Consider the following 22,025-nt stretch of genomic DNA (forward strand, 5'->3'; position numbering starts at 1 on the left):
GATGGATTTCTATCCATGTTGCTTCTACTTTCGATCTAAACAACATCTCAAGTTGAACGCGCGGTCTCACTCCTTCGCAAATGAAGAATCGGATAGGGACGGCCATCGCTATCGTGGGGCGATCTACCGATCTCGGTGAAACCATGACGTTGATAGAACCGAAGCGCGTTTGGGTTCTGCTCGTTAACATCGGCTGAGACGACGGGGTGAATGCCGTTCGCATGCACCAGTAGCCGGCTTCCTATGCCCCTGCGGTGCTGATCGGGGTCTATGAAAAGCGCCTCCAGGTGGGAGCCTTCCGTCAGAATAAAGCCGAGCACATTGTCCTGATGATCAACGGCTAACCAAAGCGGCGCCAGAGGCAAAAAACCCCGCACTTCTACTTCAATAGCAGATCTGTCCAATGGGGCAAGAAAACCGTGCGTAGCATCTACTGCCTTCCGCCAGATTTCGATGACCCTATCAAAGTCGTCGAGTCTGGATCTTCGGATCATTCGGTTGCTTCTTCCTTTTTGTTTAAAAAATCTGCCGAAAATCGGATGTTCGTGCTTCGACAGGAGAGAGGTTTTTGAGAAAACCTCTTGATGCGCCTGCTGATGACGTGCGCGTCATCGCATCCACACCGGATTCGGCAGGATGGCAGTGTTATGGATGAGCCAAGTTAGAACCTTCAGCCACGACGATGTGATGCTCCACGTACTCAGGCTTTTCAACAAGAAAACGGTCATCCAGAGGGTAATAGCGAGCTCGATTGACTTCGCTACCAGCAAAGGCGCGAATGGATTCCATGGAGCGCCACCAGCTCAACGTAGTGACTTCAGTCAGCCCATCGCCACAATCACGCAACAACATTTGGCAACCTAGGTTGCCTTTCGTGCCGAGATAGTCTTCCAAACCGGTACCCTTGATGTATCTAACGTATTCGTCTCGATCTTCCGTCCTGATTCGTGACGACCAGCGACGTAGAATCGTCGGCTCTGCTTGATCCATTTTCGATCTCCTTAGCCTGCCCTTAGATGCATACGTCGTAACCAGTATCGATAAAAGACACTGCTTCAGATCGGGCACTTGCGGTTCACTCGGCTATCACTGACTTCAAGGTCTCAGCAATTTTTTACACGCCCGGACGCTCGCAGCGATATTTGCGAGGCTACTTTACCGCTAACACAACAAATGTCAATCTAATAATTAGAGTGACTAAGAACATCGTACGTCTGGACGCAAAGGTTTAGAGGTTTGCGAACGATTGGACATCCATCGGACGGTCGAAGGGTTGCCGTCGGCTCGGCGCAGTGTGTAGACCAGTAGTCAGAGCGGCGCAATGCAGGCGCGACGCAATAATTCTTCCGACGCGGAGGGCTCCGCGTCGCCATTCTCATCGCTGTCGGTAACGCCTAACCAGGCCTTTAACGAATCTCAGCAATAACTCGGCATCTATCGAAGCAATCGTTCGCCCGAGACGAACACGCCGAACGATCAACTAAAGACAAAGCCCACATCGAGTTGACGATGATGCGCAATCTTCGGATAGGAATCTCTCAATGCTCGCCCGCGAGCGACGTGTCGAACGCGTCACGCTACCAGTCGATCATGGCCAGCTCGCCGGTTACTTTCAGCGCCATATCCACATCGATCTGCGGTAACCGACCCAAAGCGGGAATTGCATGAGACTTCACGCATTCCCTTCGGATCACATGGTGTTGCGTTGCCACGATTTTTTCCGCTTCGTCAAGAACTCAGCTTACAGACCCACTATTTCCTGTCGATATTTTGCGCACACCTCACTAACTGCCTCCGGGACATGCGGAACCGGTAGCGCTGCCATAGCGCGAAAAAATGCATCGTGGCGCGACGGCGCAGAGACCAGGAGTAACCGCGCGACATCTCCCTTTCGGTTGACAAAACCATGAACATCTCCGCGTGCAACGGTAACTCTGTCGCCTGGGCGCAGCGTACGGGTAGCACGCATCAGAGTGAAATCTAATTCGCCATCAATCAGAGTAAATATCTTTTCTTCATCAAGTGACTTATGGAGGGGCGCACCGCCGTTTTGATGGATGGAGATGTCCATGACCGTGACGGGACTAGCCTGCCCTCCACTAATCAAATGAGCAATCATGTTGGAGAAACTTACAGTTTCCGCACGCAGGCAAAATTCAGATTGCATGATCGATAGAGCTCCGCGTTGTTCTGGTCCTTAATTGAACCCAGGAGCAACTATCTTCGCCGCGTCGCGATTGATAGAAAAGACCATTAAAATTGGCAGGACTTGCCAGTGGAACAGACAATGGATCTTAACTGCTGTTTGGCCTTCGTCGCGGTTGTCGAGTGCGAGTCTTTTTCCGGGGCCGCACGCAAGCTGCAGATCCCTCGGTCTACGGTCGGCGCACGCGTCGCCGCTCTCGAGACGCGGCTGGGAACACGCCTGCTGCGGCGCACGACTCGTCAGATATCGTTGACGGATGATGGAAGAAGCTATTTCGAAGAGGTTGCACCTGCTATTCGCGCTCTCAGCGAGGCAGAAGAAAGGGCAGTGCATTCAGGAAATACCCTGACTGGATCAATACGCATCAGCGTGCCGCTCGACTTTCCATTCGCGGTCTTGAGCCATGCAATCACGTCTTTCCGGGAGTTACACCCGGGCTTACAGTTCGATGTGCTCGTTGACGACAACGTGAGTGATTTCATCGCCGACAATATCGATCTTGCCATACGCGGCAGGCATCCAGGCAACGATAATTATGTAGCACGGAAAATCGCGATTCTTCGATTTGGAATATTCGCTAGCCCCGCCTTCATGCGTCGGAGTGAGGAGGCGGTCCATGACGATGCGGGATTTGATTTCCGCTTTGCGTTTGATCGTCATTTCGATGCGTCCGTACTCTCGCATTCCGCCTCCTCACCATTTTCAAGGCGCATTCCCAGTGTCACTGCAAACTGCTTTGCTCTACTAAAACAGCTGGCAATTGATGGTGCTGGGGCCGCTCTCTTGCCGGTTCACATGTGCGATGGGGAGATACAACAGGGGCGACTGATCAAAATTGATACGGATCAGCGTCTTTCGGCAGAAACTGGATTGTTTATTGTGTATCCGTCGCGGAAAGACCTCAGCTCCAAGGTGAGGAAGTTTTCGGATTATCTTGTCAGCGTACTGGAGATCAGCGGCTTGGACCGGACAACTAACCAACTTGCAGAGGAGTGAGGAGCTGTTCTGCTCGCGGTATGCACTGCAGCATCACGCGACTAGATCTGGCGCACCGCTACACGTTCGAGCAGGCGATGCGCCCGCAAGTTGCTCACGACACGTACATTCCGCAGTCATGCGTCGAGCCCAATGCCATCGCGAGGCACTCAACCAGAACGTATAGAGTTTTCGCGTGCAGCGCATCGCCTTATCCGACCTACGCGTTACGGTGGCCAATGGCTAATGCATTACTGCGCACTGACTCATCTGTGCTCGATATCGCACATAAGCGCCAACTGCAGGTGCTGCTCCGACCCATTTCCGCCATTCGCGAGCGTCTTTAATTGGATAGTGAGCTATCACGCTGGACTCGATCGAAGGGTTAAAACAGTTCCTACAACTACGCTCGGTTGACTTTACAGAAAAAGCAGCCCCGCTTTGCATTGTGAAGGTGTATGTACGCTACGAGCTTGTCGCCGAGCAGTCGTCCGATCTCGGCACGTACATCGATCCCTTCGCAAACTGATGCGTCGATAATCATGTGCGCGGCATCATAAGCGCGTACTGATAGGAGTCGGGTCGTGACATATTCTGTCAGCTCGCCGATGTCCAACATGCGTTGTTTGACTCCACGTCGCACAAAGATTGGGCCCGACGCGTGGTAAGGCGTGATGACAGGTTGGTGAACAAATGGCAGCAGTAACAATTCATCGCCTTCTTTGGCGTCCTGAAGGCTTACGCGGCAAGGAAAACCTGGGTTTCTAGTGGCAACGTGGCGTTCCGCACCGATATGAGAAAGCTGTTCGTCTGATAGCTCAAAAAGCGGCTCGAACGAAGTGTGGTCGATGCCGATCAATTGGAAGGAGTGCACGGTATTTCTCACAGTCGTTAAGGTCGACGCATGTTGCCGCGCATTCGAATAGAATGCTCGCCGTTTTCGGACATGGAATTACGATTTGCGGTACGTGTTTGCCGCTGTCGACCGGCCGCCGCTCATGAAATCGACATACACGACTCTAAACTCGTTCGGCGGCGATCAGATCGGGATGACCTTCGACATTTCCGTCGTACCACTCCACCCTAGCTCCGCATACAAGCCACGACCCATTTCTGTTGCATGCAGAATGGCAAACTGAATCCCGCGCTTTCCAAATTCGGCGTCCGCCAGCTGCATCAGCTCGCGGGCCAATCCCCGACTCCTGTATCCAGGTTCAACATAAACATTGAGGACATAGCCGCGTTTACTCGTCGTGGGGTGCGAGGGATGCGGAGGCCAGTCAATAAGCATCAGACCGATACCGGCAACTGGCTGACCCTTATCGCAAACAACAAAGCCAAAATATGAGTGATCAATAAGACGCGGCCGCAGCCAGTCCCGGAAATGCCCAGTCATAGTCTGCAGAACGTCCCCCGTACGACCAGCGTCGCGAAACATTTCTTCACGATGCCGACAGACAAGTTCAATATCGTTTTCCGAAAGCTCACGGATTTCCATTCAATGCCCCTTTTTATTCGCCCATAGGCGCCTACCAGTGTCGGGCTAACGTATTGCCATCGCAGACGCATCCGCGGCGATTATCGTCGTACTGGCCCGGTTCCCGACCTGTCTTGCGCGCCAATTGTCCGCGATCTAGGCGGCTGCACCGAACGTCTCAAAATGGCCGCTTCCAGCCGGCGACCTCCCCGCTGGACGTCGACGGTCCGATCATGGTGGATGGTTTTTGTTGACCAGCTAAATCGGCGTGCACGCTTGCAAGCTAAAATTTCTAGCTATCTATAGCGTTGGTGCATCGCGCTCTGCGACTGCCGAGTATTTCAAATATCGCTCACAAATAGTGAAGCCGAATGGTCGCGACAAGTGCAGAGGTCACGGCGCATCAAGATTTACTATTCGGTGCCGGCAAGGGACTTACCTTCTGTCTTGTGAATTCCTAGCCGTGCAGACAGATCTTCGGTGATGGCACGCATAATGTCCGGAGTGTCACGGTCTATTCCATATACGAAACCCGGAAAGTCGAGCGGCTTTTGCAGGGCCCAAATCGCTTCGTGCTGGTCTGGGGAAAATATTTGGGCGGGCGACCCCACTGCAACCCAGCCAATGGGAACGGTGGATCCGGCTGCCAGATGGCTGCGCAAATGCACCGTGCCATTGATTCTGATTTCAGACCCCTGCCCTATGAAAGCGCCATGAAAAACGGCGGCGCCTGTTGCGATAAAAACTTCGCTACCAATTTCCGCGCCGACGACATGACTGTTGGGTCCGATCATGCAGTGATTTCCAATCGTGCAGCTATGACGGCCGGTGGCGCGAACGACGGCGTTCTCTAAAATAATGCAGTGATGACCAATCCGCAGCGATCCACCGCTTTCTGCGACTAGTCGAGCACCATGCATAACTCGGCTGCCCGGACCGATCGTTACGTCTCCGCAGACGGTGGCATCAGGTGCAATCCATGCGTCGGGATCGATGGAAGGCGAACGCTCCTCGTATGACGTTACCATTTTTCCATTTCCTATTTTTCGATTTCCGCCGCTCGCCCGCCAACCGGGCAGTGATCGTTTGCACAAAGATCATGTTCGCAGAGGCGGCACATGCTGCGAGCGTGGGCGCGCGAGGTGGTCGCTGCGGCCAAGATCCGATCAAGCTTCTCTTCGAATTCTTCACGCTCGCCCGACGTGAGCACCGAAAGCAGCTCATCGAGAGCCGCCATCCGCCTTGCCTGTAGCCGCTTCGCTCTCGCATGTCCCGCCTTGGTTAGAGAAAGCGGAGTTATTCGACCAGCTGGTACGCCGCGCGTGATAAGTCCTTGCCGCTCGAGGCCGTCAATCAAGCGCACCGCAGTCGGCTGACTAATGCCGACTACGTCGGCAAGCCCAGTGGTGGTCAATGCTGATTTGAAATGCAACATGGACAGCACCGCTGCAGCACTCGGAGACAAGCTCTCCAATGCGAGTTCTGTTCGATCGTGAATTTCTGCGCCGAGCGCGCCAAGTTTGTTAGCAACCAACATATGCATAGGCTATGCATTATTGATCATGCTGTAAATGGGTTCTGCCACTGGCTTGAATTTCTTGGCCAAAAATTAGGAGATTTCACACTGGGGAGCGAAATCTCCTATGTCGGATCAACCGACTAAATTTGTATCTGGCGGGCAGCAGTGGCAGTGCGCAGAGCCGTAGTTATGCCTCGCACAGACAAGTGAATTACCCATTGGACTAATCACTTGTTTGTAACTTGATTGCCTGCAAAAGCTGTAGACCTACTTCGTAAACAGCTCTTCCCGCGACGAGCACATCCGCCATGGTGATGATGAATCAATACGAGTGGCTCGCCGCTCCCAGAGCCCGCTGTGGGCGCCTCACTGACGCATGCCAATGGCTAGGCGGTTGAATGCGCTCATAAGCGCGATAGCAAAGCTGAGGTCGGCCATTTCCGTATCACTGAAATGGGCCTTGACTGCATCAAAATCTTTGTCGGGTGCATGGGTTTGAGCCACGTTTACTAACGATTCCGTCCACTCTAGTGCCGCGCGCTCACGCTCGTCGAAGTGCGAGCTCGCGTGCCAGCCCGCTAGAGCATCCAGCTTGGCATCCGGTACTCCCGCCGCACGAAGAGACTTCGTATGCATTTCTAGGCAATAGGCACAGCCATTGATCTGCGAAATTCGCAGATAGACGAGCTCAACCAGCGTTTTGCCAAGACTACTTTTATTCAAGGCTTTTTTGGTGGCGCTTAACCCTTGATAGGCTTCTGGAGAAAGGGTTTGATAGGACAAACGGGGGTTGCTCATGGTGGGGCTCCGGTAGAAAAGGAAGTGAAAAACAGCGAGTGCAGTGCGTTGCATGCTTGCGCTAATGCTTCGGCCGTTGGGGATGACCCCGGCAGGTATACGAACTGCACGTTGTGGATGCCTATGACCGAGAGGACATGGCGAAGATAAGGCGTCAAGAAGTCGGGCTGCGTAGAGCCTTCACCGGCACACTGACTGCCCGATCGCAGAAGAACCAGGGCCGGACGATCACGCAGCAGCCCAACCTTGCCGTCCTGGCCGACCGTGAAGCTGCGGCCCCTGCGCAATACCAGATCGATCCAGAGCTTCAGCGTCGCAGGTACGGTGAAGTTGTGCAGCGGAGTGCAGATAAGCAATCCATCGCTAGATTCCAGCTCGCTAATCAAGCTTTCGGATAGTGCAAAGGCCGGATCATCAGGCTGGGCCGATGCGGTGATGGCCCGGGCGTAACGCGCCGAAGGCATCGCGAGCGGGTCCAATGCCAAATTACGGGTTATGACCCGCACGCCATGATGCTGAGATTCGAGAGGGGCGAGTGCTCTCAGCACCAGCCCCGCGCTCAACGAATCCTGGGCGTGGGGGCTGCATTCCAGAAAGAGAATACGCTTCATTGTTCGCCCGCACTTCTCAGAGCTTTTGGCTGAAATGCAGCCCTTTGGACAGCAGTCCTTGGCGGAAATAGAAACGTTGCGCCAACGCGTTGCCCAGAGCCGTGTCGAGAACCAGGTGCGCGCAGCTCTGCAGCGTTGCTTCATTGCGCAGTGCCTCGATCAACTTGCCACCAACGCCATGGCGTTGTGCATTCGCGGCTGTCACCAAGTCGTCGACATAAAGGAACTTCCCGTACAGCAAGTTTTCCTGAACGCGATACCCCGCCAGGCCCATCAGATGGCCGTCTTGCCATGCAACAAGGAGCCGATAACCCTGCTGTGACTGACGGCGCACTTGCTGTACGAATGCATCGGCATCAGTGAGATGAGGTCGCAACTCGCGCATGACGTTGAAGCAGGTCAAGTAATCCTGCGAGGAGTCGTCGATATGACTTAGTCGGAGGGTATTCATGTCGTTTTTCTATTGATGGAGCCGGTACTTTAGAAAAGACTTGTCCTAGCATATAGGTCCAAGAAATGACTATATGACTAGGACATTTGGATGAACTCGCAGTCGCTGAAGCCGAGACGAGAACAAGATGCGCCTATCTACCTGCAGCTTTATCGGCGCTACCGGGACGCAATCGCTGATGGCAAGCTCCGTCCCGGCGATCGGGTGCCGTCCGTTCGCAGCCTCGCCAGCGAACTCAACCTGGCACGTGGCACGGTCGAGTTGGCCTATCAGACCCTGACCAGCGAAGGCTATTTCCTTACACGTGGACCTGCAGGTACGTTCGTGTCGCCTCGATTGGAAAGTCTCGGCGAATCCCGGCATAAGTCAGCAATAAGACGATCTGCCACCAAGGCCAAACCCCAGCCGCACTCGTTGGTCGCCGAACCGCTACCCTTCCAACTTGGCTTGCCTGCCCTGGATGCTTTTCCCCACAAGACCTGGGCGCGCCTAGCTGGCCGCGGGCTGCGGAACCTCCGTTCTGCGGCCATGGCCTACCCCGATCCAACTGGATATGAACCGCTTAGGCGAGCTATCGCTATTTACCTAGGCATCTCGCGCGGCATTGAGTGCTCGCACGAAGAGGTTTTCGTCACTATCGGCTACCGGGGCGCGTTGGACTTGGTTTGTCGTACGTTACTGCAAGCCGGGGATATAGGCTGGCACGAAGACCCAGGCTACATTTTCGCCCGCCAATTCCTGGAGAGCGCAGGTATGTGCCTAGAGCCGGTGCCCGTGGATGAGGAAGGCTTAAACGTAGATATAGGACAGCGGCGCGCACCCCACGCGCGCTTCGTCGTAGTAACCCCCACTCACCAAAGTCCAACTGGCGTCGCCCTATCCTTACCGCGACGGCTAGCACTACTCGAGTGGGCGAGAGACCGAAGGGCTTGGATAGTCGAGGACGATTACGACAGCGAATTCCGCTACCACGGTCGACCGCTGCCCGCCTTGAAAAGCCTGGATCGCGATGGACGCGTTCTTTATACAGGTACCTTTAGCAAGGTGCTGTTTCCTGGCCTTCGCCTAGCGTATTTGGTCGTTCCAAAGTCGCAAGTTGGACGGTTTACAGCAAAGGCGAATCAGCTTCCCGGTCCAGGCTCGATCCTGCCGCAAGCTACGGTAGCCGACTTCATGGAGCAGGGCCACTTTGCCCGGCATCTGCGCAAAATGCGCTTGCTGTACGCGACGCGACGCGGCTATTTAGTCGATGCGCTAACGCAGGCATTCGGATCGCATCTGCAAGTTCAGCCTCAGGCCGGCGGCATTCATGTGCTCGCTAATCTGACCTCCCGTCGGGACGACAAGGCGCTGGCCTACGCGGCACAGTCCCGTGGCTTGGCTGTCCAGGCCCTAAGCGATTGGCAAACGCACAAGACACCTCAGAAGGGCCTATTGATGGGTTTCACTAATATTAGCGAGCCTGAGATGGCGAGGACGTTGACCCGTCAGCTGATGAAGGCGACCGAAAAAAATTGAAGGCATTGGTACTAACCACAGCATTAAATTCGGAAGATGACGGCAGCCGCGGTGGGATATGGAATATTTCTCTCGTCGCTTTGCCGAGAGGTCCAACGGTGATTAGTCGCGCAGTGTTTCGACCGTCCTAATATTTTCTGGCATTGATTCATGAACTCGAAAGAAAAGTCACCACCGACAAACCGGATGTCAATCACATTGGTAACCTACGACAAGGAACCATTCTTGACGGACAGCGACCGCCTAATCGCGACAGAACTCGTCCGCCTCGGGTGTGCCGTCCGTATCGCGCGGTGGACCGACCCGGACATAGATTGGACGATGTCGGCATGCACCGTTCTGCGGTCGCCTTGGGACGCGTACCTACAACCAGAAAAGTTTTTGGGATGGTTGGCTCTGGTCGAGCAGAAAACCACCGTAGTCAACGCGCCTGAACTCTTGCGATGGAATTTCGATAAGCGCTACTTGCTCGCTATTGAAGACAATGGTGTACCGATCATCTCCACGCACTACTGGGAACGAGGACAAGCCATCTCTGATTGGACTGCCCCGTGGGACGAGGTCGTCGTCAAGCCAGTTATCGGCGCAAGCTCAATCGGCGTAGGACGGTTCCGGTTGCCTGAGCAACGGCTCCAAATGGAGCAGCACGCAGCGGTCCTTTTAATGAGTACCGGAGTCCTACTACAGCGCTACGAATCAAGCGTGAGTACCGCGATGGAGAGATCGCTAGTTTTCATTGCGGGCACCTACTCACATGCTGTTCGACGCATACCTTTCAATTTGGGGGCAACCCCAGACACGGACGATTTCGATCACGAGGCAAGCGTCGAGGAGATAGAGTTTGCCAAACAGGCACTCGCTGCGGCTGCGGCTGATGCCGAGACCGTACCTTACGCTCGCGTTGATCTATTACCGACCAGCCACGGCTTGGTTATCATGGAACTCGAGCTTATCGACCCGGCGCTCTTCCTGACGCGACGTCCAGCTGCGGCTGCGGAACTCGCTTCCGCTCTTATCAAACACGCTCGTTAACGCAGGTATCGTTGGCTGCCTGGCATGTTCGAGTCATCGCCGCGAAGAAGTAACAAAGTTATGGTGATCAGTTTTCGGGCCGGGTCCAGCCATAGGCTCGCTCGACTGTCGCAACGACCACACGATACCAGTCGTACCAAATCGCGCGCCCTTGCTCCCGGATGCGCGTATGGTCGGGGTCGTCTCGCCAAGCCTGCGCGGCGACCTGACTACTCCACCAACTCACAGTGATACCTAAGCCCTGCTCATCTCGAGAGGAATCGATGCCCAGATAACCATCCCGGGCAGCCGCGGCATCGGCCATCGCAAGAGCCGCTTCTTCGTAGCCCTCTGCATCAGCGGAACTTCGCCCAGAAATAAAGATTACAGCTATCGAATCAGGTGGTGGGGTAATCACGGCATTGATTCCAGATGATCTAACAAAGACGAGGAATTGAAGTAAAGAAAAGTGGCCAACGATCCGAATCTTTAGGCCGGAGGAAAGATTCTATTTTTTGCGATGTAATTCTGCGTTCGTGATATCACTACTTTGGAGTCGAGATCGGATCGTCCCGGGCCTCTGATCCGATTCAGAGCTTTCGCGTTTGTTACTATGCGTAAACAGCAGCTTCTCTTGCTTCACTACATCAGCCATGACAGCGTTGTTCATGCGGTCAGCGTCAGTCGATTTGTTTGACGCTCGGTGGTGCAAGGCGCCATTTCATGAGTTCGTCGGCCCCCGGCCCAAGCTGAATTTTCACGCCACTCGGACTCACCGCTTTACCCGTATCGGGAAAGACGGTTGCAAGTTTCACATGCCGGCCCGACCGAGCATCGACAAAGCAAAGAGGAGGATCGTTGCCGATCTCAGACGACCACTTATCTCCGACTTGCACCATCGCCTGCATCACGAGACCCAAGTCCCAGCCCTTGGCAGTGAGTAGATACTCATAACGATCGGGGCGCGACTGATAGCAGCGGCGCTCTATCAATTTGCTTTTCTCCAGTGCCTTGAGGCGATCAGACAGCGTTGCATTTGTGATCCCTGTCGATCGCTTGAGGTCATCGAAGCGACTCAGGCCAAGAAACAGATCGCGGACGATCAGCGCACCCCAGCGATCGCCCAGCGCCGAGAGCACCGTAGCAATGGAGCACACCATTCCTTCAAAGCCATTCGACCGCATGTTTCCTCCGTTCGAACCGCCAATTAGCGCTTCGGTTTACCGTGACCGGGATATATCTCCGGATCGCATCTTAACCGCCTCTTGGCAACTCCAATAATAAGAGTTACTGTGCGAACTGTCGAGACCGTTGAGAGATCAGGATGACTAAAGCCAAACGAACTGCCGTTGTTACAGGCGCTTCATCGGGGATCGGTGCAGCTTACGCCGACCGCCTCGCCGCTCGTGGATACGATCTCGTGTTGGTCGCACGTCGGGGCGATAGATTGGAACGTCTCGCAGAAACTTTGAGCCACGCATATGGCAACGCCATTGAGACAGCCATCGCCGACTTGGCGAATGAGCATGACTTGGCTGCCATCGACGCTATCGTCGCGGATGCGCCGAATATAGACCTACTCGTCAACTGCGCTGGAATGGGTGCTCTCGGACCTGGTGTCGTGGTCGATCCATCAAAAGTGGATGTCATGCTGAAGGTCAATGTTCTAGCGCTTACGCGTCTGTCCCTGACGGCAGCGCGTCGCTTCGCCAATGTTAGGTGTGGAACAATCATTAATATCGGCTCGATCGTGGCAGTCATGCCAGTACCCGGTGCTGGCAGTTATTCAGGTTCTAAAGCCTATGTCCTGAACTTTAGCCGTTCGCTACAGGCAGAGGTGGCGAGTAGCAACGTCAAAGTACAGGTCGTTATGCCAGGCCCCGTTCGTTCCGAATTTTTCGGCGACACGCCGGCACCGTTTCCCGATCAACTTTTTATGACGGCCGAGACGCTAGTAGACACCGCGCTCAAAGCGCTAGATCAGGAAGAGATGGTTTGCTTTCCTACGCTGCATGACATTGCCGCGTGGGAGCATCTCGAAGGGGCTCGTAGCAATCTCGTGAAAGCCGTCACTCAGACCGGAATGCCGGCTGAGCGTTACCAGCTCCGATCGTAACCCCAAACCCTATTTTCCTAAGCCTTACGAATCAGGAGATTCTAGATGCCACTCTGGAAAATTTACCATCCCGAAGATGCCTTCACCAACGACGAGAAATCGGCGATCGCAGAGCAAGCTACCGTTCTTTACCAGAGCTTTCTGCCTCGCTTTTATGTCAACGTAATGTTCGTGCCATTGCCGGAGTCGACTTTTTATATTGGTGGAGCACCAGCGAGTGATTTTGTACGGGTGACGATCGACCACATTGCCGCGCAGATAACGGATGCCGAGATGCAGACGGCGTTCTTGAACGCGGTAGCTAAAATACTTTCCCCTTATGTCGCCGATCGCGGGCTTAGGTGGGAAATGCACATTGACGAAACGCCATTTGCGCTTTGGACAATCCAGGGCCTCAAGCCGCCTGTACCAGGAACACCCACGGCGAAGAAGTGGCAATCTGAAAACCGGCCATCGCCGTACTCTTCATAAAGAAGAATCGCTGGAAAGCCACGGCTCTTGCGCTTGAAATAGTGCGGTGCTCGGGATTCACAAAGACTTAAGTCGGATGAGATTCAGCGTCGTTTTTTTCCGCGAAATCTACGATCTATAACGGGTCATTAGGCACTCCGACGACCAGTCCATGCGAGTGCTTGTAGAAGCCTAGAACAGTAACGAAAGACATTTTCGATCGAGGAGTTGGCGTTGGAAGTACATCGCATCGCGGCGTTCACGCGAGACGGCAAGGGGGGAAATCCAGCGGGTGTAGTCGTATGCGAGGTTCTTCCGGATGTCGAACGTATGCAGCTGATCGCAGCCGGCTTGGGTTACTCGGAAACAGTCTTCGCCGCTCCCTCTCCGGAGGGCTACCGTGTTCGCTACTTTGCACCGCAAGTCGAGGTGCCGTTCTGTGGTCACGCCACCATCGCGCTCGGCGCCACCCTTGCACGTCGTGAAGGGAGCGGGTCGTTTGTGCTGCAGTCAAACGCCGGTATTGTCCGGGTGGAGGGAAGGTTTGAATCGGGAAACATGAGCGCAACGCTCCACTCTCCGCCTACCCATAGCGAACCGGCTTCCGCCGAGCTCTTAGAGGCTTCGCTCAAGCTTTTTTCCCTGTCCAATTCCAATCTTGATGCTCAGCTCCCCACTGCCATCATCGAAGCCGGTGCTCGCCATCTTCTAATCCCACTTTGGGACTACGGGCAGCTCGTGGGAATGAATTACGATTTGCAGGTCGGGGCAGACGTGATGCGCCAGTGGGACCTCACAACGATCTGCCTGGTGTTCCGGGCGTCCGCTAGTCGGTTCCGTTCTCGAAATGCATTCGCGGCAGGTGGCATTTATGAAGATCCTGCCACAGGTGCCGCTGCGGCAGCGCTGGTCGCTTATCTCCAGAAACTCGGCCACCGAGAATCCGATCATATTGAAATTCTCCAAGGCGAGGAAATGGGCGTGCCGTGCTTGCTGTACGCGCAAGCGCCGGTCTTAGCAGGGGGCAGCGCTCTCGTTTACGGAAGGGCCCGCGACATTTAAAGCACTTGGCGCCGACTTCGTTAAAGCTTCGCTCCGTGCGATCACAAAACACAATAAAGGCGAAAATGATGACATCGACTTTACGTATCTTGGGGCGACGCGCATCCATAAACGTCAGGAAGGTGCTGTGGACACTTGACGAAATTGATCGCGATTATCAGTTTGAAGCCTGGGAGGATGTGCTATCTCCCACACGAATCGTCGAGCTGCACGCGCTCAACCCTAATGCCCAGTTCCCGATCCTTGTCGATACGTCCGGGCCACTGTGGGAATCCAATACGATTTGCCGCTACATCGTTGGCGAAGCAGGCCGCGAAGACCTGTTGCCCATCACACCCCGTGGCCGGGCAAACGTCGAGTGCTGGATGGATTGGCAAGCGACCGACCTTAACGATTCATGGCGATATGCTTTTCTGGCATTGCAGCGCCGCAGACCAGGCTATACAGATACGGGCTCCATCGCAGCCAGCATCGAAGCGTGGAATAGCAAGATGGCAATTCTTGACGCCCAGCTTGAAAAGACAGGCGCGTTTGCTGCCGGAGACAGTTTCACCCTGGCGGACATCGTGCTCGGAGTTTCGATTCACCGATGGCTTGGCACGAAAATCAAACGCCCCGACTTACCCAGCGTCGCGGCCTATTACGAGCGGCTCAGAGCCCGGCCTCACTTTCGAACCCACGCCAACGAGGAACTGATTTGAAAGTTTCAGGTCCCGCGTAAGCGGTACACCCAGGACAATCCTGCCGGTGAACATGTTTTATCCGCGAAGCCCAGCCGGCTATCGCGGCAGCCAGGTTATTCGGTTGAGTGAAATTAAACGCCCTCCAAATGTCGCGCAACAAGTGCGTCTTTACTCGTAAAGCCGACAACTAGCGCGGAGCCAGGCGAAAATTGACAATTATGCGACGGGTACGAGCAGACCGTTCTCAACACCCAGCTGCTCTTTCAGGCCAACCCATCCTTTCTCCGTAACACGAACCGCACGCGATAATTTAGAACGCCGCAGCCAACCATTTGCGCATAGCAAGCTCATGAATTGCACACCCAACGGGCCGGCAAGGTGGTGCTCCCGCTCGGTCCAATCGAGACACTGTCGAGCGAGGCCGCGACGGTTTGGCTTGAGTGCCATGACGTCCAGACCCATGCTAAAAAACCATTCGACGCCAGCTGGCGTGACTTCGTATCGATTGTCTGCTGAGACAAGAAGAAATCCACGCGATTGTAGGCCGCGGGTTATGGCGACGCCGATGCGCCCGGCCAAATGATCGTAGCAGCAGCGCGCGAACTGAAGCCTTTGCGCTTCCTTACTAGGTGGCTTACTCCGCGTAGCTTCTGTCACGGCGATGATAGAGAGATTTTCCAGCGCGGAAGCAACGTGAGAGCCACCCAACCGGTAGTAACGGTGTCGGCCCTGCGCTTCGACCATCAACAGGCCGCCCGCAAGGAGTTTGCTCAAATGCGAACTGGCTGTCTGCGGTGTGACGCCAGCGGCAAAGGCCAGCTCGCCGGCGGGCCGCGAACGTCCGTCGAGCAAGCTCATGAGCATGGCAGCACGAGCCGGATCGGCGATCAAGAAAGCGGCGGATGCGATATTCGGCTGCATATCTATCGAAAAACTCCATCGAAGGCTCGTTAAGCTACCACCGAAGCTGCTCACACGTTTAGATGTCCCGCGCGGCATGTGCAAGCTGACGCTCGATCATTTTTGAGCGATAAGCCGATGGGCGAGAGCCAACGCTTCCTCGCGTGTGGAGACGACCTCGTGCGGAATGCCGAACGCTTTGACAGCCATATCGGACATGGCTTTGACTTGGGCACGCAGCCCCTCATCTGGCTCGATGCTGATAAGCGCCTTACAGACGCGGCCCAGCGGGCCCTTGTTGTTTTTCAGCCAGATACCGCGGCGCTTGCGATCTTCATGACTTTCTTCCATACGATGCTGGTCATATACCACCACGAAAAACTGACCATTTTCCATGAGGGCGGCCATCTCCTCTTTCCATTGACTCGCATATCCAGATTGCGCCGCGTCTTCGTTGAAAACGACGAACGGAAACTGAGTAACGTCGTGGATGATGAATATTTGAGGTCCGATACGCATCGTCTATTACTCCATGCACGGAACAAGGGTCATCTCTTGAGAGCCTTAGATCCCGTTTCCCGCTGCGACAGGTGTCTCGGCTAACTCAGTGGGCACGGATACAGATATCGCTAAAGGAAAGGTCGTCTCCCAACCACCACCGAGTGCCTTGTACAAACTGACGAGTGACTCGGAGACGTCGGTCGAACTCACCGCGAGTGCCTGCTGCGTAGCGAGCAGATCTTTCTGTACGGTTAGCACCTGAAGAAAATCCGTTGCGCCGGCTACGTACTGGCGGTTGGCGTTCTCTAGCGCGATACGATACTGATCGACCGTCGCGGCCAGCTTATCGTGACGTTCCTGGCGCGTTTTGTAATCGCTCATGGCTTCGTCCACCTCATGCCACGCTGCGAGCACGGTGCGCTGAAAACCGATCATCGCTTCCTGCTGTTGTGCCTTGCGCAACGCAAGTTGCCCCTTCAGACGACCGCCCTCAAAGATCGGCACACTGAGCGCCGGACCCACACCAAACATTCTCGAACTCCATGAATCCAGGTCGCTGAAATGCATCGCCTGGAGGCCTGCGTCGGCCGAGAGCGCGATACGCGGGTAGAAATCGCCGACGGCTACGCCAATATCGGCCGTCGCCGCATGCAATCGTTCCTCGGCTGAGCGAATGTCCGGGCGACGTTCTGCCAGTTCGGACGGCAGCCCGAGCGGCACCGCTGGTGGTACCGGCGGAATCGGCGCAACAGCCTGCAATTCATTCTCAAGTGCGCGCGGCGGCCTGCCCACCAGGTAACTGAGCGCATTGATGAGTCGCAACTGGTCGTTCTCTAGTGCCGGCAGTTGTGCCTCTATGGCGCTGACCTGGGCGGATACTTCAGCCGTTTCAAGGTGCGTTGCGACACCGTCGGCAAGCCGAATTTGCGTCAAACGGAGAGCGTGACGGGCGACGTCCAGATTCTGTCGAAGAATGGCCTGCTGAGCCTGCACGCCCCGTAGTTGTATGTAGTCGCGCGCAGTTTCAGCAAACACGGACAGCAATACGCCGCGCCGCACATCGGCACTCGCTTCTACAGACGCGTCGGCGGACTCGATTTCGCGGCGCGCGCGCCCCCAAAGATCGAGTTCCCAAGATGCGTCGAATCCGGATTGCCAAACGTTGTAATCCTTCTTGCCATTCAGGCCGGAAATATCCAGCAAGCCATTCTGGCTAGACCGTGCATGTTGGTACGAGGCCGACGCGCCAACGGAGGGTTCGGCGTCCCCCCCGGTCATTCGCCGCGCAGCCCGTGCCTGCATCCATCGGGTCGTCGCCATCTCTACTTCGAGGTTCGCTCCAGCCACTCGCTCCACCAGCGAAGACAATTCTGCATCTCTGAAGACCGTCCACCAGCGGGCATCGGAATTACTGAGGTCCTTACCGTTTGATGTTTGTACAGCACTGACCGACCACCGATCGGGCAAAACAACGACCGGCCGTTGGAAATCGGGACCAATGGTGGTGCATCCCACCAAGACGAGCATGGCAGCCGCAATGGCCGTCCGAAAGGTCATCAGCCTCATCGCGCCGCAACTCTGCTTTCCGCAGAGGCCTCGCCATCCTGCGTATGAATGGTCGCTTCGACCGACATACCCACCCTCAACTCGTCGAGCATCGGCTGTTCTCTGCGCAGCATGATCTTGACAGGAATGCGCTGAACGACCTTCGTGAAATTTCCGGTCGCGTTGTCCGGCGCAATCGCTGCGAACGTCACACCGGTGGCAGGAGCAAAGCTGCTCACAGTTCCGTGCAAGAGATGGCTCGGCCAAGTGTCCACCCGTATATCGGCGCTTTGTCCTGGCCGCACGTTAGTCAACTGGGTTTCCTGGAAGTTGGCGATCACATAAGCCTGTTGCAGCGGCACGACGGCAAGCAGCGGGGTGCCTGGCGTCACGTAGGCGCCGACCCTTACCAACCGCTGCCCAACCATCCCATCGATGGGTGCTTCGATGCGCGTCCAGGACAGGTTTAGGCGCGCGCTATCCAGCATGGCTAGAGCGTGTTGAAGCGTTGCTCCGGCGCGTTCGCGCTCCGTGTGTAGCACGGCAACCTGTTGCCTTGCCGCCCTAAGACTTGCCTCGTTGCGCGATACATCAGCCTGGGCCGAGTCGATACGCGAACGGGCCTGCTGCGCATTCTGGACACTGCCCGCACCCTGTCGGGCAAGATCGGCGTAGCGATCAAAATCTGCGCGCGCAAAGGCATAGCTTGCATGCGCCCCAGCGAGCGCTGCGCTTGCCTGATCGATCACGAACTGCTGTTGGGCGATGCTCGCCGATACATTATCGATAGCAGCCCTAGCCATCGATACGTTCGCTTCGGCGGACGCCACAGCAGCCGCATAGTCGCGGTCGTCAATCTGGGCCAGCAGCTGCCCCTTGTGCACAATCTGGTTGTCCTCGACATCGAGCCCGCTGACCTGTCCTGCCACACGCGGCGCAACTACCGTGAAATCCGCACTGACGAAGGCATCATTGGTCATCTGTCCCGACGTGGCCCAGACACGAGCGGCCGACACCACGCTTGCGCCGAGTACTAAGACGGCAACGGCAACGGCAACGTATAGCTTCCTTTTTTGTATGGATTCAAACATGGGAAATCAAACCTCTAACGGGAAGCGCCATCGACCACAGAGCCTGGCGGAAAAATGCGAGTGGCGACGAAGGGGATAAGGACAATGAGAACGATCGACACGATGGCCATCAGACGGAACACATCCGCAGAGGCGAGGACTAGCGCTTGCTCCCGGATATGTAGACGGACCAGCGTAAGCATCGCTCGATGATCCGGCCCTGACAGGCCAGGCCGTTCTTGCTGCGTGAGGCCGAGGACGTAAGGACGGTTGCCCCATTGGTTAACCAGCACATTCGAGTGAAAATGTTCGCGCAGAGTCGTAAAGCCCTCGGTCACGCCCGCGCCAACGACGACGGAAAAACCCTTGACCGTGTTAAACCAGGCTGACGCGAATGGGCCTTCCACTGGTGTCATGCCGTTGGTGGCCAGCATCAGCAGCGGGATTACGGCCATCGGCTGCGCAAAGATCTGGATGACCTGTAAGGCGTAGAAGTTGTCGCGTATCCAGTCCGACGTCATGAAGCTGCCAACCATGCACGACCATGAGATCAGTGCCAGCCCCGCCGCCAGAACCCAGCGGCAGTCGACACGGCGGATGTTGCACAGGGCTGCCACGGCGGGCAAGGCGGCGAGTTGCGGCAACGCGACACATAGCGCCAGTGGGGCGAGTTGAAGCGGCCGATAGCCGTGTACTTCGGCCAGGTAGCTTGAAGGAATGCCGGGAACGGCGACCAGCACAAGCAGGACACCGCCAAGCGTGATCAGCGCATGCGTCAGGTTACGCCTCGCCAGCAACTGGATCTTGAAGAACGGCAACGGATGAAACCATTCATTGACGAGAAAGAACACCAGCATGGTCGAGCCGACGATGAACAAGAGGCAGATCAGCGGTGAATCGTTCCAGCCGAGCCGGGTGCCCTGCCCGAACGCCGTCACGAGCATGCCGATGGCCGGGAAGCCGAACACCACGCCGCGCCAGTCGAACTGGCGGAAGCGTTCCAGGCGCAGCGGGTCCTGTGGCAGCCCCCAAGTGATCATTCCGATCGACAGAAGGGAGAGCGGAACGATCTGCCAAAACAGAAAGCGCCATCCGACGTATTCAGTCCACAGCGCCGCCAGAGGGGAGCCGAGGTTCGGCGCGAAGGTGGCTGTCAACGCATAGGCGGCCAAGCCGTAGAGCTTGATGCTGGGCGGTAGGAAACGTAGCGCGACCGTCATCAGCATGGGCGGTAGGCAGCCGCCGGCCAGACCCTGAAACGCGCGCAATGGAAGCAGCCAGCCAGGTGTCGGCACGAACGGAAAAGCAACGCCAAGCAAGGCGAACGCAGCAACGGCTCCGATCGTGAAACGCCGCAGCGAGAACGTTCCAGAACACCAGGGAGCGAACATCATCGCCGAGACTTGGGTGATCTGGTAGACCGTGCTCAACCATGTGCCAGCGTCATGGCTCACGCCCAGCGCACCGAGAATGTCGGGCATGGCCACTTCGGTAACGTGGTCATTGAGCTGTGCAATCACGACGGCGAGCAGCACGCCGGCCAGTCCGGTCAGGATACGTGCGCCGACCACAGCTGGCGGCGTAGCCTGCGCCGATGCTTTCGTGGGCGTTGGAGCCAAGATCGACGCGACGGCAGCGTTGCTCACGCCTCTCTCCCTTGGAAAGGGTCGTCTTTTGCATTCGAGAGTGAAAGAGGGCTCACCGCAGACCTTCCGTTTCAGAATGAATGACGGAAGTTTAGGAACGGCAAATCAATCAGAAAATTGAAATGTTTGCACTACTGTCGTGCGTTGAACGCACGATGAGGCGATGTCTAGTTGATAGGCGCGCTTACTGTGCAGATTTCGCGGACAATTCGCCTCAACCACCGGTGCGCTCCATCACTCTGGAACCGAGGGTGCCATCCTTGAACGATGACGACCGTTTCAAGAGGCAACGGCAAAGAGAAGGCGCGCGCCCGAATCCCCATTCGTTGGACAGCCCAAGCCACGTGCTCGGGCAACGCCAGTATTAAGTCGGACGTTTCCAGCATGAAGACTCCAGAATGAAAGGTTGGAACCACCAGCGAAACCTGGCGTGACAGGCCGAGAGCTTGCAGGGAAGTATCGATAGGGCCAGTCGCTCGCCCACGGCGCGACACGCTTATTTGGTCGTAGAGGGCAAATCGCTCCGGCGTGATTTCTTTCTGGAAGATGGGATGATCGTCGCGTGCCAACCCGACGAACTTCGTCGTGAACAAAGTCTGCACATGAACTTCGGCACCCATCGATCGCATCGCACTGATGTACAAATCGACCTTGCCGTCGCGTAGCACCATATCTTCCGACTCGCTTTCGGGCGAAAAGCGCAGCAGAACATGGGGAGCCTCGCGCCGAACACGACTCAGTAGAGCCTGGCCGAAAGCGCTGATGAACGTATCGTTGGCGTGCAGGTTGAAGTGACGCTTCAAAGCCGAAAGGTCTACCTCCTGCTCCGGTTTCAGGAGCTGGCGTGCACTTTCCGCTGAACTGTGAACCTGCTCGTGCATCGCCAGGGCGCGCGGCGTCGGCACCATCCTGCGCCCGACCTTGACGAAGATCGGATCGCCAACGGCTTCGCGGATACGGGCAAGCGTACGACTCATGGCCGGGGCGCTCAGATTCATTCGCCTGGCTGCGCCTACTACCGACCCCTCCTCCAACAGGACATCCAGCGCGAACAGGAGGTTGAGGTCGGGTGATTGCATGAACGGCAATTGTAAGTCTCTTTTGCTGATCATATTTGCACTTAGCCATGCGCTTTATGCAGCACAGCCGTGCACGGCGCGGTATCTCCAACTGTGCCCGCGCCGGGTAGCCTGTGATCGTCTTCAACACTGGCGCATACAGCATTTTGCACCGTCCGATGGTTCCCCTGGATGACCTCCCGGACCGCCGAAGCTGCTCACACGTTTCGATGTGTATCGAAACATACTTGTCGAAACACGCCCTAGACTTCGGATCGTCAACCTCATGGGAAATAACGGTGAACGAAAGTAGCCATGCCGCATTCCGCCGGCCCCGAGGCAACCAGATTAACCATGTTGAGATGATGGACATCACGAGCGGGGTAATCCCCTGTCACCAGGTCTATGGGAATTGGGTCGCTCTAAAA

Annotated in this window: 25 protein-coding genes; 7 read left to right on the forward strand and 18 right to left on the reverse strand. The window is 55.9% G+C overall.

Annotated elements, in window-relative coordinates; translation table 11 throughout:
• Positions 1 to 47 precede the first annotated feature (47 nt).
• The 3 genes from HDE78_RS09270 to HDE78_RS09280 form a co-directional block, all read right to left on the reverse strand.
• Positions 48 to 494, reverse strand: a complete 447-nt coding sequence (locus HDE78_RS09270; RefSeq protein ID WP_179478566.1) for an acetyltransferase — start codon at positions 492 to 494, stop codon at positions 48 to 50.
• Positions 495 to 645: 151 nt separating this feature from the next.
• A complete protein-coding gene (locus tag HDE78_RS09275) occupies positions 646 to 990 on the reverse strand; it encodes a hypothetical protein (RefSeq protein WP_179478568.1) in 345 nt (114 codons plus the stop codon).
• A 751-nt stretch (positions 991 to 1,741) separates the two neighbouring features.
• Positions 1,742 to 2,167, reverse strand: coding sequence for a cupin domain-containing protein (locus tag HDE78_RS09280; protein ID WP_179478570.1), 426 nt, complete (start codon positions 2,165 to 2,167; stop codon positions 1,742 to 1,744).
• A 108-nt stretch (positions 2,168 to 2,275) separates the two neighbouring features.
• On the opposite strand from HDE78_RS09280, the gene HDE78_RS09285 reads away from it, so the two are divergent.
• On the forward strand, positions 2,276 to 3,202 hold the full coding sequence (locus HDE78_RS09285) for a LysR family transcriptional regulator (protein WP_179478572.1): 927 nt from the start codon (positions 2,276 to 2,278) through the stop codon (positions 3,200 to 3,202).
• A 382-nt stretch (positions 3,203 to 3,584) separates the two neighbouring features.
• Here HDE78_RS09285 and HDE78_RS09290 read toward each other — a convergent pair whose 3' ends face one another.
• From HDE78_RS09290 to HDE78_RS09320, 7 genes are all read right to left on the reverse strand, one after another.
• Positions 3,585 to 4,055, reverse strand: a complete 471-nt coding sequence (locus tag HDE78_RS09290) for a DUF1203 domain-containing protein (RefSeq protein WP_179478574.1) — start codon at positions 4,053 to 4,055, stop codon at positions 3,585 to 3,587.
• Between the two features lie 165 nt (positions 4,056 to 4,220).
• On the reverse strand, positions 4,221 to 4,679 hold the full coding sequence (locus tag HDE78_RS09295) for a GNAT family N-acetyltransferase (protein ID WP_179478576.1): 459 nt from the start codon (positions 4,677 to 4,679) through the stop codon (positions 4,221 to 4,223).
• Between the two features lie 392 nt (positions 4,680 to 5,071).
• Positions 5,072 to 5,686 carry a gamma carbonic anhydrase family protein gene (locus tag HDE78_RS09300; RefSeq protein WP_179478578.1) on the reverse strand — a complete coding sequence of 205 codons (615 nt, stop codon included), beginning with the start codon at positions 5,684 to 5,686 and terminating at the stop codon, positions 5,072 to 5,074.
• An 11-nt stretch (positions 5,687 to 5,697) separates the two neighbouring features.
• Complete coding sequence (locus HDE78_RS09305) at positions 5,698 to 6,201, reverse strand: MarR family transcriptional regulator (RefSeq protein WP_179478580.1); 504 nt, start codon at positions 6,199 to 6,201, stop codon at positions 5,698 to 5,700.
• A gap of 342 nt (positions 6,202 to 6,543) precedes the next feature.
• Complete coding sequence (locus HDE78_RS09310) at positions 6,544 to 6,975, reverse strand: carboxymuconolactone decarboxylase family protein (protein WP_179478582.1); 432 nt, start codon at positions 6,973 to 6,975, stop codon at positions 6,544 to 6,546.
• Positions 6,972 to 7,586 carry an NAD(P)H-dependent oxidoreductase gene (locus tag HDE78_RS09315; protein ID WP_179478584.1) on the reverse strand — a complete coding sequence of 205 codons (615 nt, stop codon included), beginning with the start codon at positions 7,584 to 7,586 and terminating at the stop codon, positions 6,972 to 6,974. The genes HDE78_RS09310 and HDE78_RS09315 overlap by 4 nt, the downstream gene beginning before the upstream one ends.
• A gap of 16 nt (positions 7,587 to 7,602) precedes the next feature.
• Entirely contained in the window at positions 7,603 to 8,037 is a 435-nt protein-coding gene (locus HDE78_RS09320; RefSeq protein WP_179478586.1) for a GNAT family N-acetyltransferase, read from the reverse strand.
• 90 nt (positions 8,038 to 8,127) lie between these two features.
• Here HDE78_RS09320 and HDE78_RS09325 point away from each other — a divergent pair, with 90 nt between their 5' ends.
• Positions 8,128 to 9,555: a PLP-dependent aminotransferase family protein gene (locus HDE78_RS09325; protein ID WP_179478588.1), complete on the forward strand. Its 1,428-nt coding sequence runs from the start codon at positions 8,128 to 8,130 to the stop codon at positions 9,553 to 9,555.
• 150 nt (positions 9,556 to 9,705) lie between these two features.
• Entirely contained in the window at positions 9,706 to 10,587 is an 882-nt protein-coding gene (locus tag HDE78_RS09330; protein WP_179478590.1) for a hypothetical protein, read from the forward strand.
• 67 nt (positions 10,588 to 10,654) lie between these two features.
• Here the strand turns inward: HDE78_RS09330 and HDE78_RS09335 are convergent, their stop codons facing one another.
• Both HDE78_RS09335 and HDE78_RS09340 read right to left on the reverse strand, forming a co-directional pair.
• Positions 10,655 to 10,984, reverse strand: coding sequence for an antibiotic biosynthesis monooxygenase (locus HDE78_RS09335; protein ID WP_179478592.1), 330 nt, complete (start codon positions 10,982 to 10,984; stop codon positions 10,655 to 10,657).
• A gap of 262 nt (positions 10,985 to 11,246) precedes the next feature.
• Positions 11,247 to 11,750, reverse strand: coding sequence for a helix-turn-helix domain-containing protein (locus HDE78_RS09340; RefSeq protein WP_179478594.1), 504 nt, complete (start codon positions 11,748 to 11,750; stop codon positions 11,247 to 11,249).
• Between the two features lie 140 nt (positions 11,751 to 11,890).
• On the opposite strand from HDE78_RS09340, the gene HDE78_RS09345 reads away from it, so the two are divergent.
• The 4 genes from HDE78_RS09345 to HDE78_RS09360 all read left to right on the forward strand — a co-directional run bounded on the left by HDE78_RS09345 (position 11,891) and on the right by HDE78_RS09360 (position 14,895).
• On the forward strand, positions 11,891 to 12,682 hold the full coding sequence (locus HDE78_RS09345) for an SDR family NAD(P)-dependent oxidoreductase (protein ID WP_179478596.1): 792 nt from the start codon (positions 11,891 to 11,893) through the stop codon (positions 12,680 to 12,682).
• 45 nt (positions 12,683 to 12,727) lie between these two features.
• Positions 12,728 to 13,153: a tautomerase family protein gene (locus HDE78_RS09350; protein ID WP_179478598.1), complete on the forward strand. Its 426-nt coding sequence runs from the start codon at positions 12,728 to 12,730 to the stop codon at positions 13,151 to 13,153.
• Between the two features lie 213 nt (positions 13,154 to 13,366).
• Positions 13,367 to 14,194: a PhzF family phenazine biosynthesis protein gene (locus HDE78_RS09355; protein WP_179478600.1), complete on the forward strand. Its 828-nt coding sequence runs from the start codon at positions 13,367 to 13,369 to the stop codon at positions 14,192 to 14,194.
• A 68-nt stretch (positions 14,195 to 14,262) separates the two neighbouring features.
• Positions 14,263 to 14,895: a glutathione S-transferase C-terminal domain-containing protein gene (locus tag HDE78_RS09360; RefSeq protein ID WP_179478602.1), complete on the forward strand. Its 633-nt coding sequence runs from the start codon at positions 14,263 to 14,265 to the stop codon at positions 14,893 to 14,895.
• Positions 14,896 to 15,093: 198 nt separating this feature from the next.
• Here the strand turns inward: HDE78_RS09360 and HDE78_RS09365 are convergent, their stop codons facing one another.
• The 6 genes from HDE78_RS09365 to HDE78_RS09390 form a co-directional block, all read right to left on the reverse strand.
• Positions 15,094 to 15,798, reverse strand: a complete 705-nt coding sequence (locus HDE78_RS09365) for a winged helix-turn-helix domain-containing protein (protein WP_179478604.1) — start codon at positions 15,796 to 15,798, stop codon at positions 15,094 to 15,096.
• Between the two features lie 96 nt (positions 15,799 to 15,894).
• Positions 15,895 to 16,296, reverse strand: coding sequence for a hypothetical protein (locus HDE78_RS09370; protein ID WP_179478606.1), 402 nt, complete (start codon positions 16,294 to 16,296; stop codon positions 15,895 to 15,897).
• A 45-nt stretch (positions 16,297 to 16,341) separates the two neighbouring features.
• Positions 16,342 to 17,844 (reverse strand): efflux transporter outer membrane subunit, encoded by a 1,503-nt coding sequence (locus tag HDE78_RS09375; protein ID WP_218862234.1) that lies wholly within the window; start codon positions 17,842 to 17,844, stop codon positions 16,342 to 16,344.
• Positions 17,841 to 18,914, reverse strand: a complete 1,074-nt coding sequence (locus HDE78_RS09380; RefSeq protein ID WP_179478610.1) for an HlyD family secretion protein — start codon at positions 18,912 to 18,914, stop codon at positions 17,841 to 17,843. The genes HDE78_RS09375 and HDE78_RS09380 overlap by 4 nt, the downstream gene beginning before the upstream one ends.
• 14 nt (positions 18,915 to 18,928) lie before the next feature.
• The gene (locus HDE78_RS09385) at positions 18,929 to 20,539 is read right to left on the reverse strand and encodes an MFS transporter (RefSeq protein WP_345776048.1); all 1,611 of its coding nucleotides are present in this window, start codon (positions 20,537 to 20,539) and stop codon (positions 18,929 to 18,931) included.
• A 167-nt stretch (positions 20,540 to 20,706) separates the two neighbouring features.
• A complete protein-coding gene (locus tag HDE78_RS09390) occupies positions 20,707 to 21,651 on the reverse strand; it encodes a LysR family transcriptional regulator (RefSeq protein WP_255457729.1) in 945 nt (314 codons plus the stop codon).
• Positions 21,652 to 22,025 lie beyond the last annotated feature (374 nt).

This window comes from Rhodanobacter sp. K2T2 (assembly GCF_013408815.1).
Taxonomy (GTDB): domain Bacteria; phylum Pseudomonadota; class Gammaproteobacteria; order Xanthomonadales; family Rhodanobacteraceae; genus Rhodanobacter.

Coding starts and splice junctions, on each gene's coding strand:
- HDE78_RS09270 (WP_179478566.1), bottom strand. CDS start 494: ATGATCCGAAGATCCAGACTCGACGACTTTGATAGGGTCATCGAAATC.
- HDE78_RS09275 (WP_179478568.1), bottom strand. CDS start 990: ATGGATCAAGCAGAGCCGACGATTCTACGTCGCTGGTCGTCACGAATC.
- HDE78_RS09280 (WP_179478570.1), bottom strand. CDS start 2,167: ATGCAATCTGAATTTTGCCTGCGTGCGGAAACTGTAAGTTTCTCCAAC.
- HDE78_RS09295 (WP_179478576.1), bottom strand. CDS start 4,679: ATGGAAATCCGTGAGCTTTCGGAAAACGATATTGAACTTGTCTGTCGG.
- HDE78_RS09300 (WP_179478578.1), bottom strand. CDS start 5,686: ATGGTAACGTCATACGAGGAGCGTTCGCCTTCCATCGATCCCGACGCA.
- HDE78_RS09305 (WP_179478580.1), bottom strand. CDS start 6,201: ATGCATATGTTGGTTGCTAACAAACTTGGCGCGCTCGGCGCAGAAATT.
- HDE78_RS09310 (WP_179478582.1), bottom strand. CDS start 6,975: ATGAGCAACCCCCGTTTGTCCTATCAAACCCTTTCTCCAGAAGCCTAT.
- HDE78_RS09315 (WP_179478584.1), bottom strand. CDS start 7,586: ATGAAGCGTATTCTCTTTCTGGAATGCAGCCCCCACGCCCAGGATTCG.
- HDE78_RS09320 (WP_179478586.1), bottom strand. CDS start 8,037: ATGAATACCCTCCGACTAAGTCATATCGACGACTCCTCGCAGGATTAC.
- HDE78_RS09325 (WP_179478588.1), top strand. CDS start 8,128: ATGAACTCGCAGTCGCTGAAGCCGAGACGAGAACAAGATGCGCCTATC.
- HDE78_RS09330 (WP_179478590.1), top strand. CDS start 9,706: ATGAACTCGAAAGAAAAGTCACCACCGACAAACCGGATGTCAATCACA.
- HDE78_RS09340 (WP_179478594.1), bottom strand. CDS start 11,750: ATGCGGTCGAATGGCTTTGAAGGAATGGTGTGCTCCATTGCTACGGTG.
- HDE78_RS09345 (WP_179478596.1), top strand. CDS start 11,891: ATGACTAAAGCCAAACGAACTGCCGTTGTTACAGGCGCTTCATCGGGG.
- HDE78_RS09350 (WP_179478598.1), top strand. CDS start 12,728: ATGCCACTCTGGAAAATTTACCATCCCGAAGATGCCTTCACCAACGAC.
- HDE78_RS09360 (WP_179478602.1), top strand. CDS start 14,263: ATGACATCGACTTTACGTATCTTGGGGCGACGCGCATCCATAAACGTC.
- HDE78_RS09365 (WP_179478604.1), bottom strand. CDS start 15,798: ATGCAGCCGAATATCGCATCCGCCGCTTTCTTGATCGCCGATCCGGCT.
- HDE78_RS09370 (WP_179478606.1), bottom strand. CDS start 16,296: ATGCGTATCGGACCTCAAATATTCATCATCCACGACGTTACTCAGTTT.
- HDE78_RS09375 (WP_218862234.1), bottom strand. CDS start 17,844: ATGAGGCTGATGACCTTTCGGACGGCCATTGCGGCTGCCATGCTCGTC.
- HDE78_RS09380 (WP_179478610.1), bottom strand. CDS start 18,914: ATGTTTGAATCCATACAAAAAAGGAAGCTATACGTTGCCGTTGCCGTT.
- HDE78_RS09390 (WP_255457729.1), bottom strand. CDS start 21,651: ATGATCAGCAAAAGAGACTTACAATTGCCGTTCATGCAATCACCCGAC.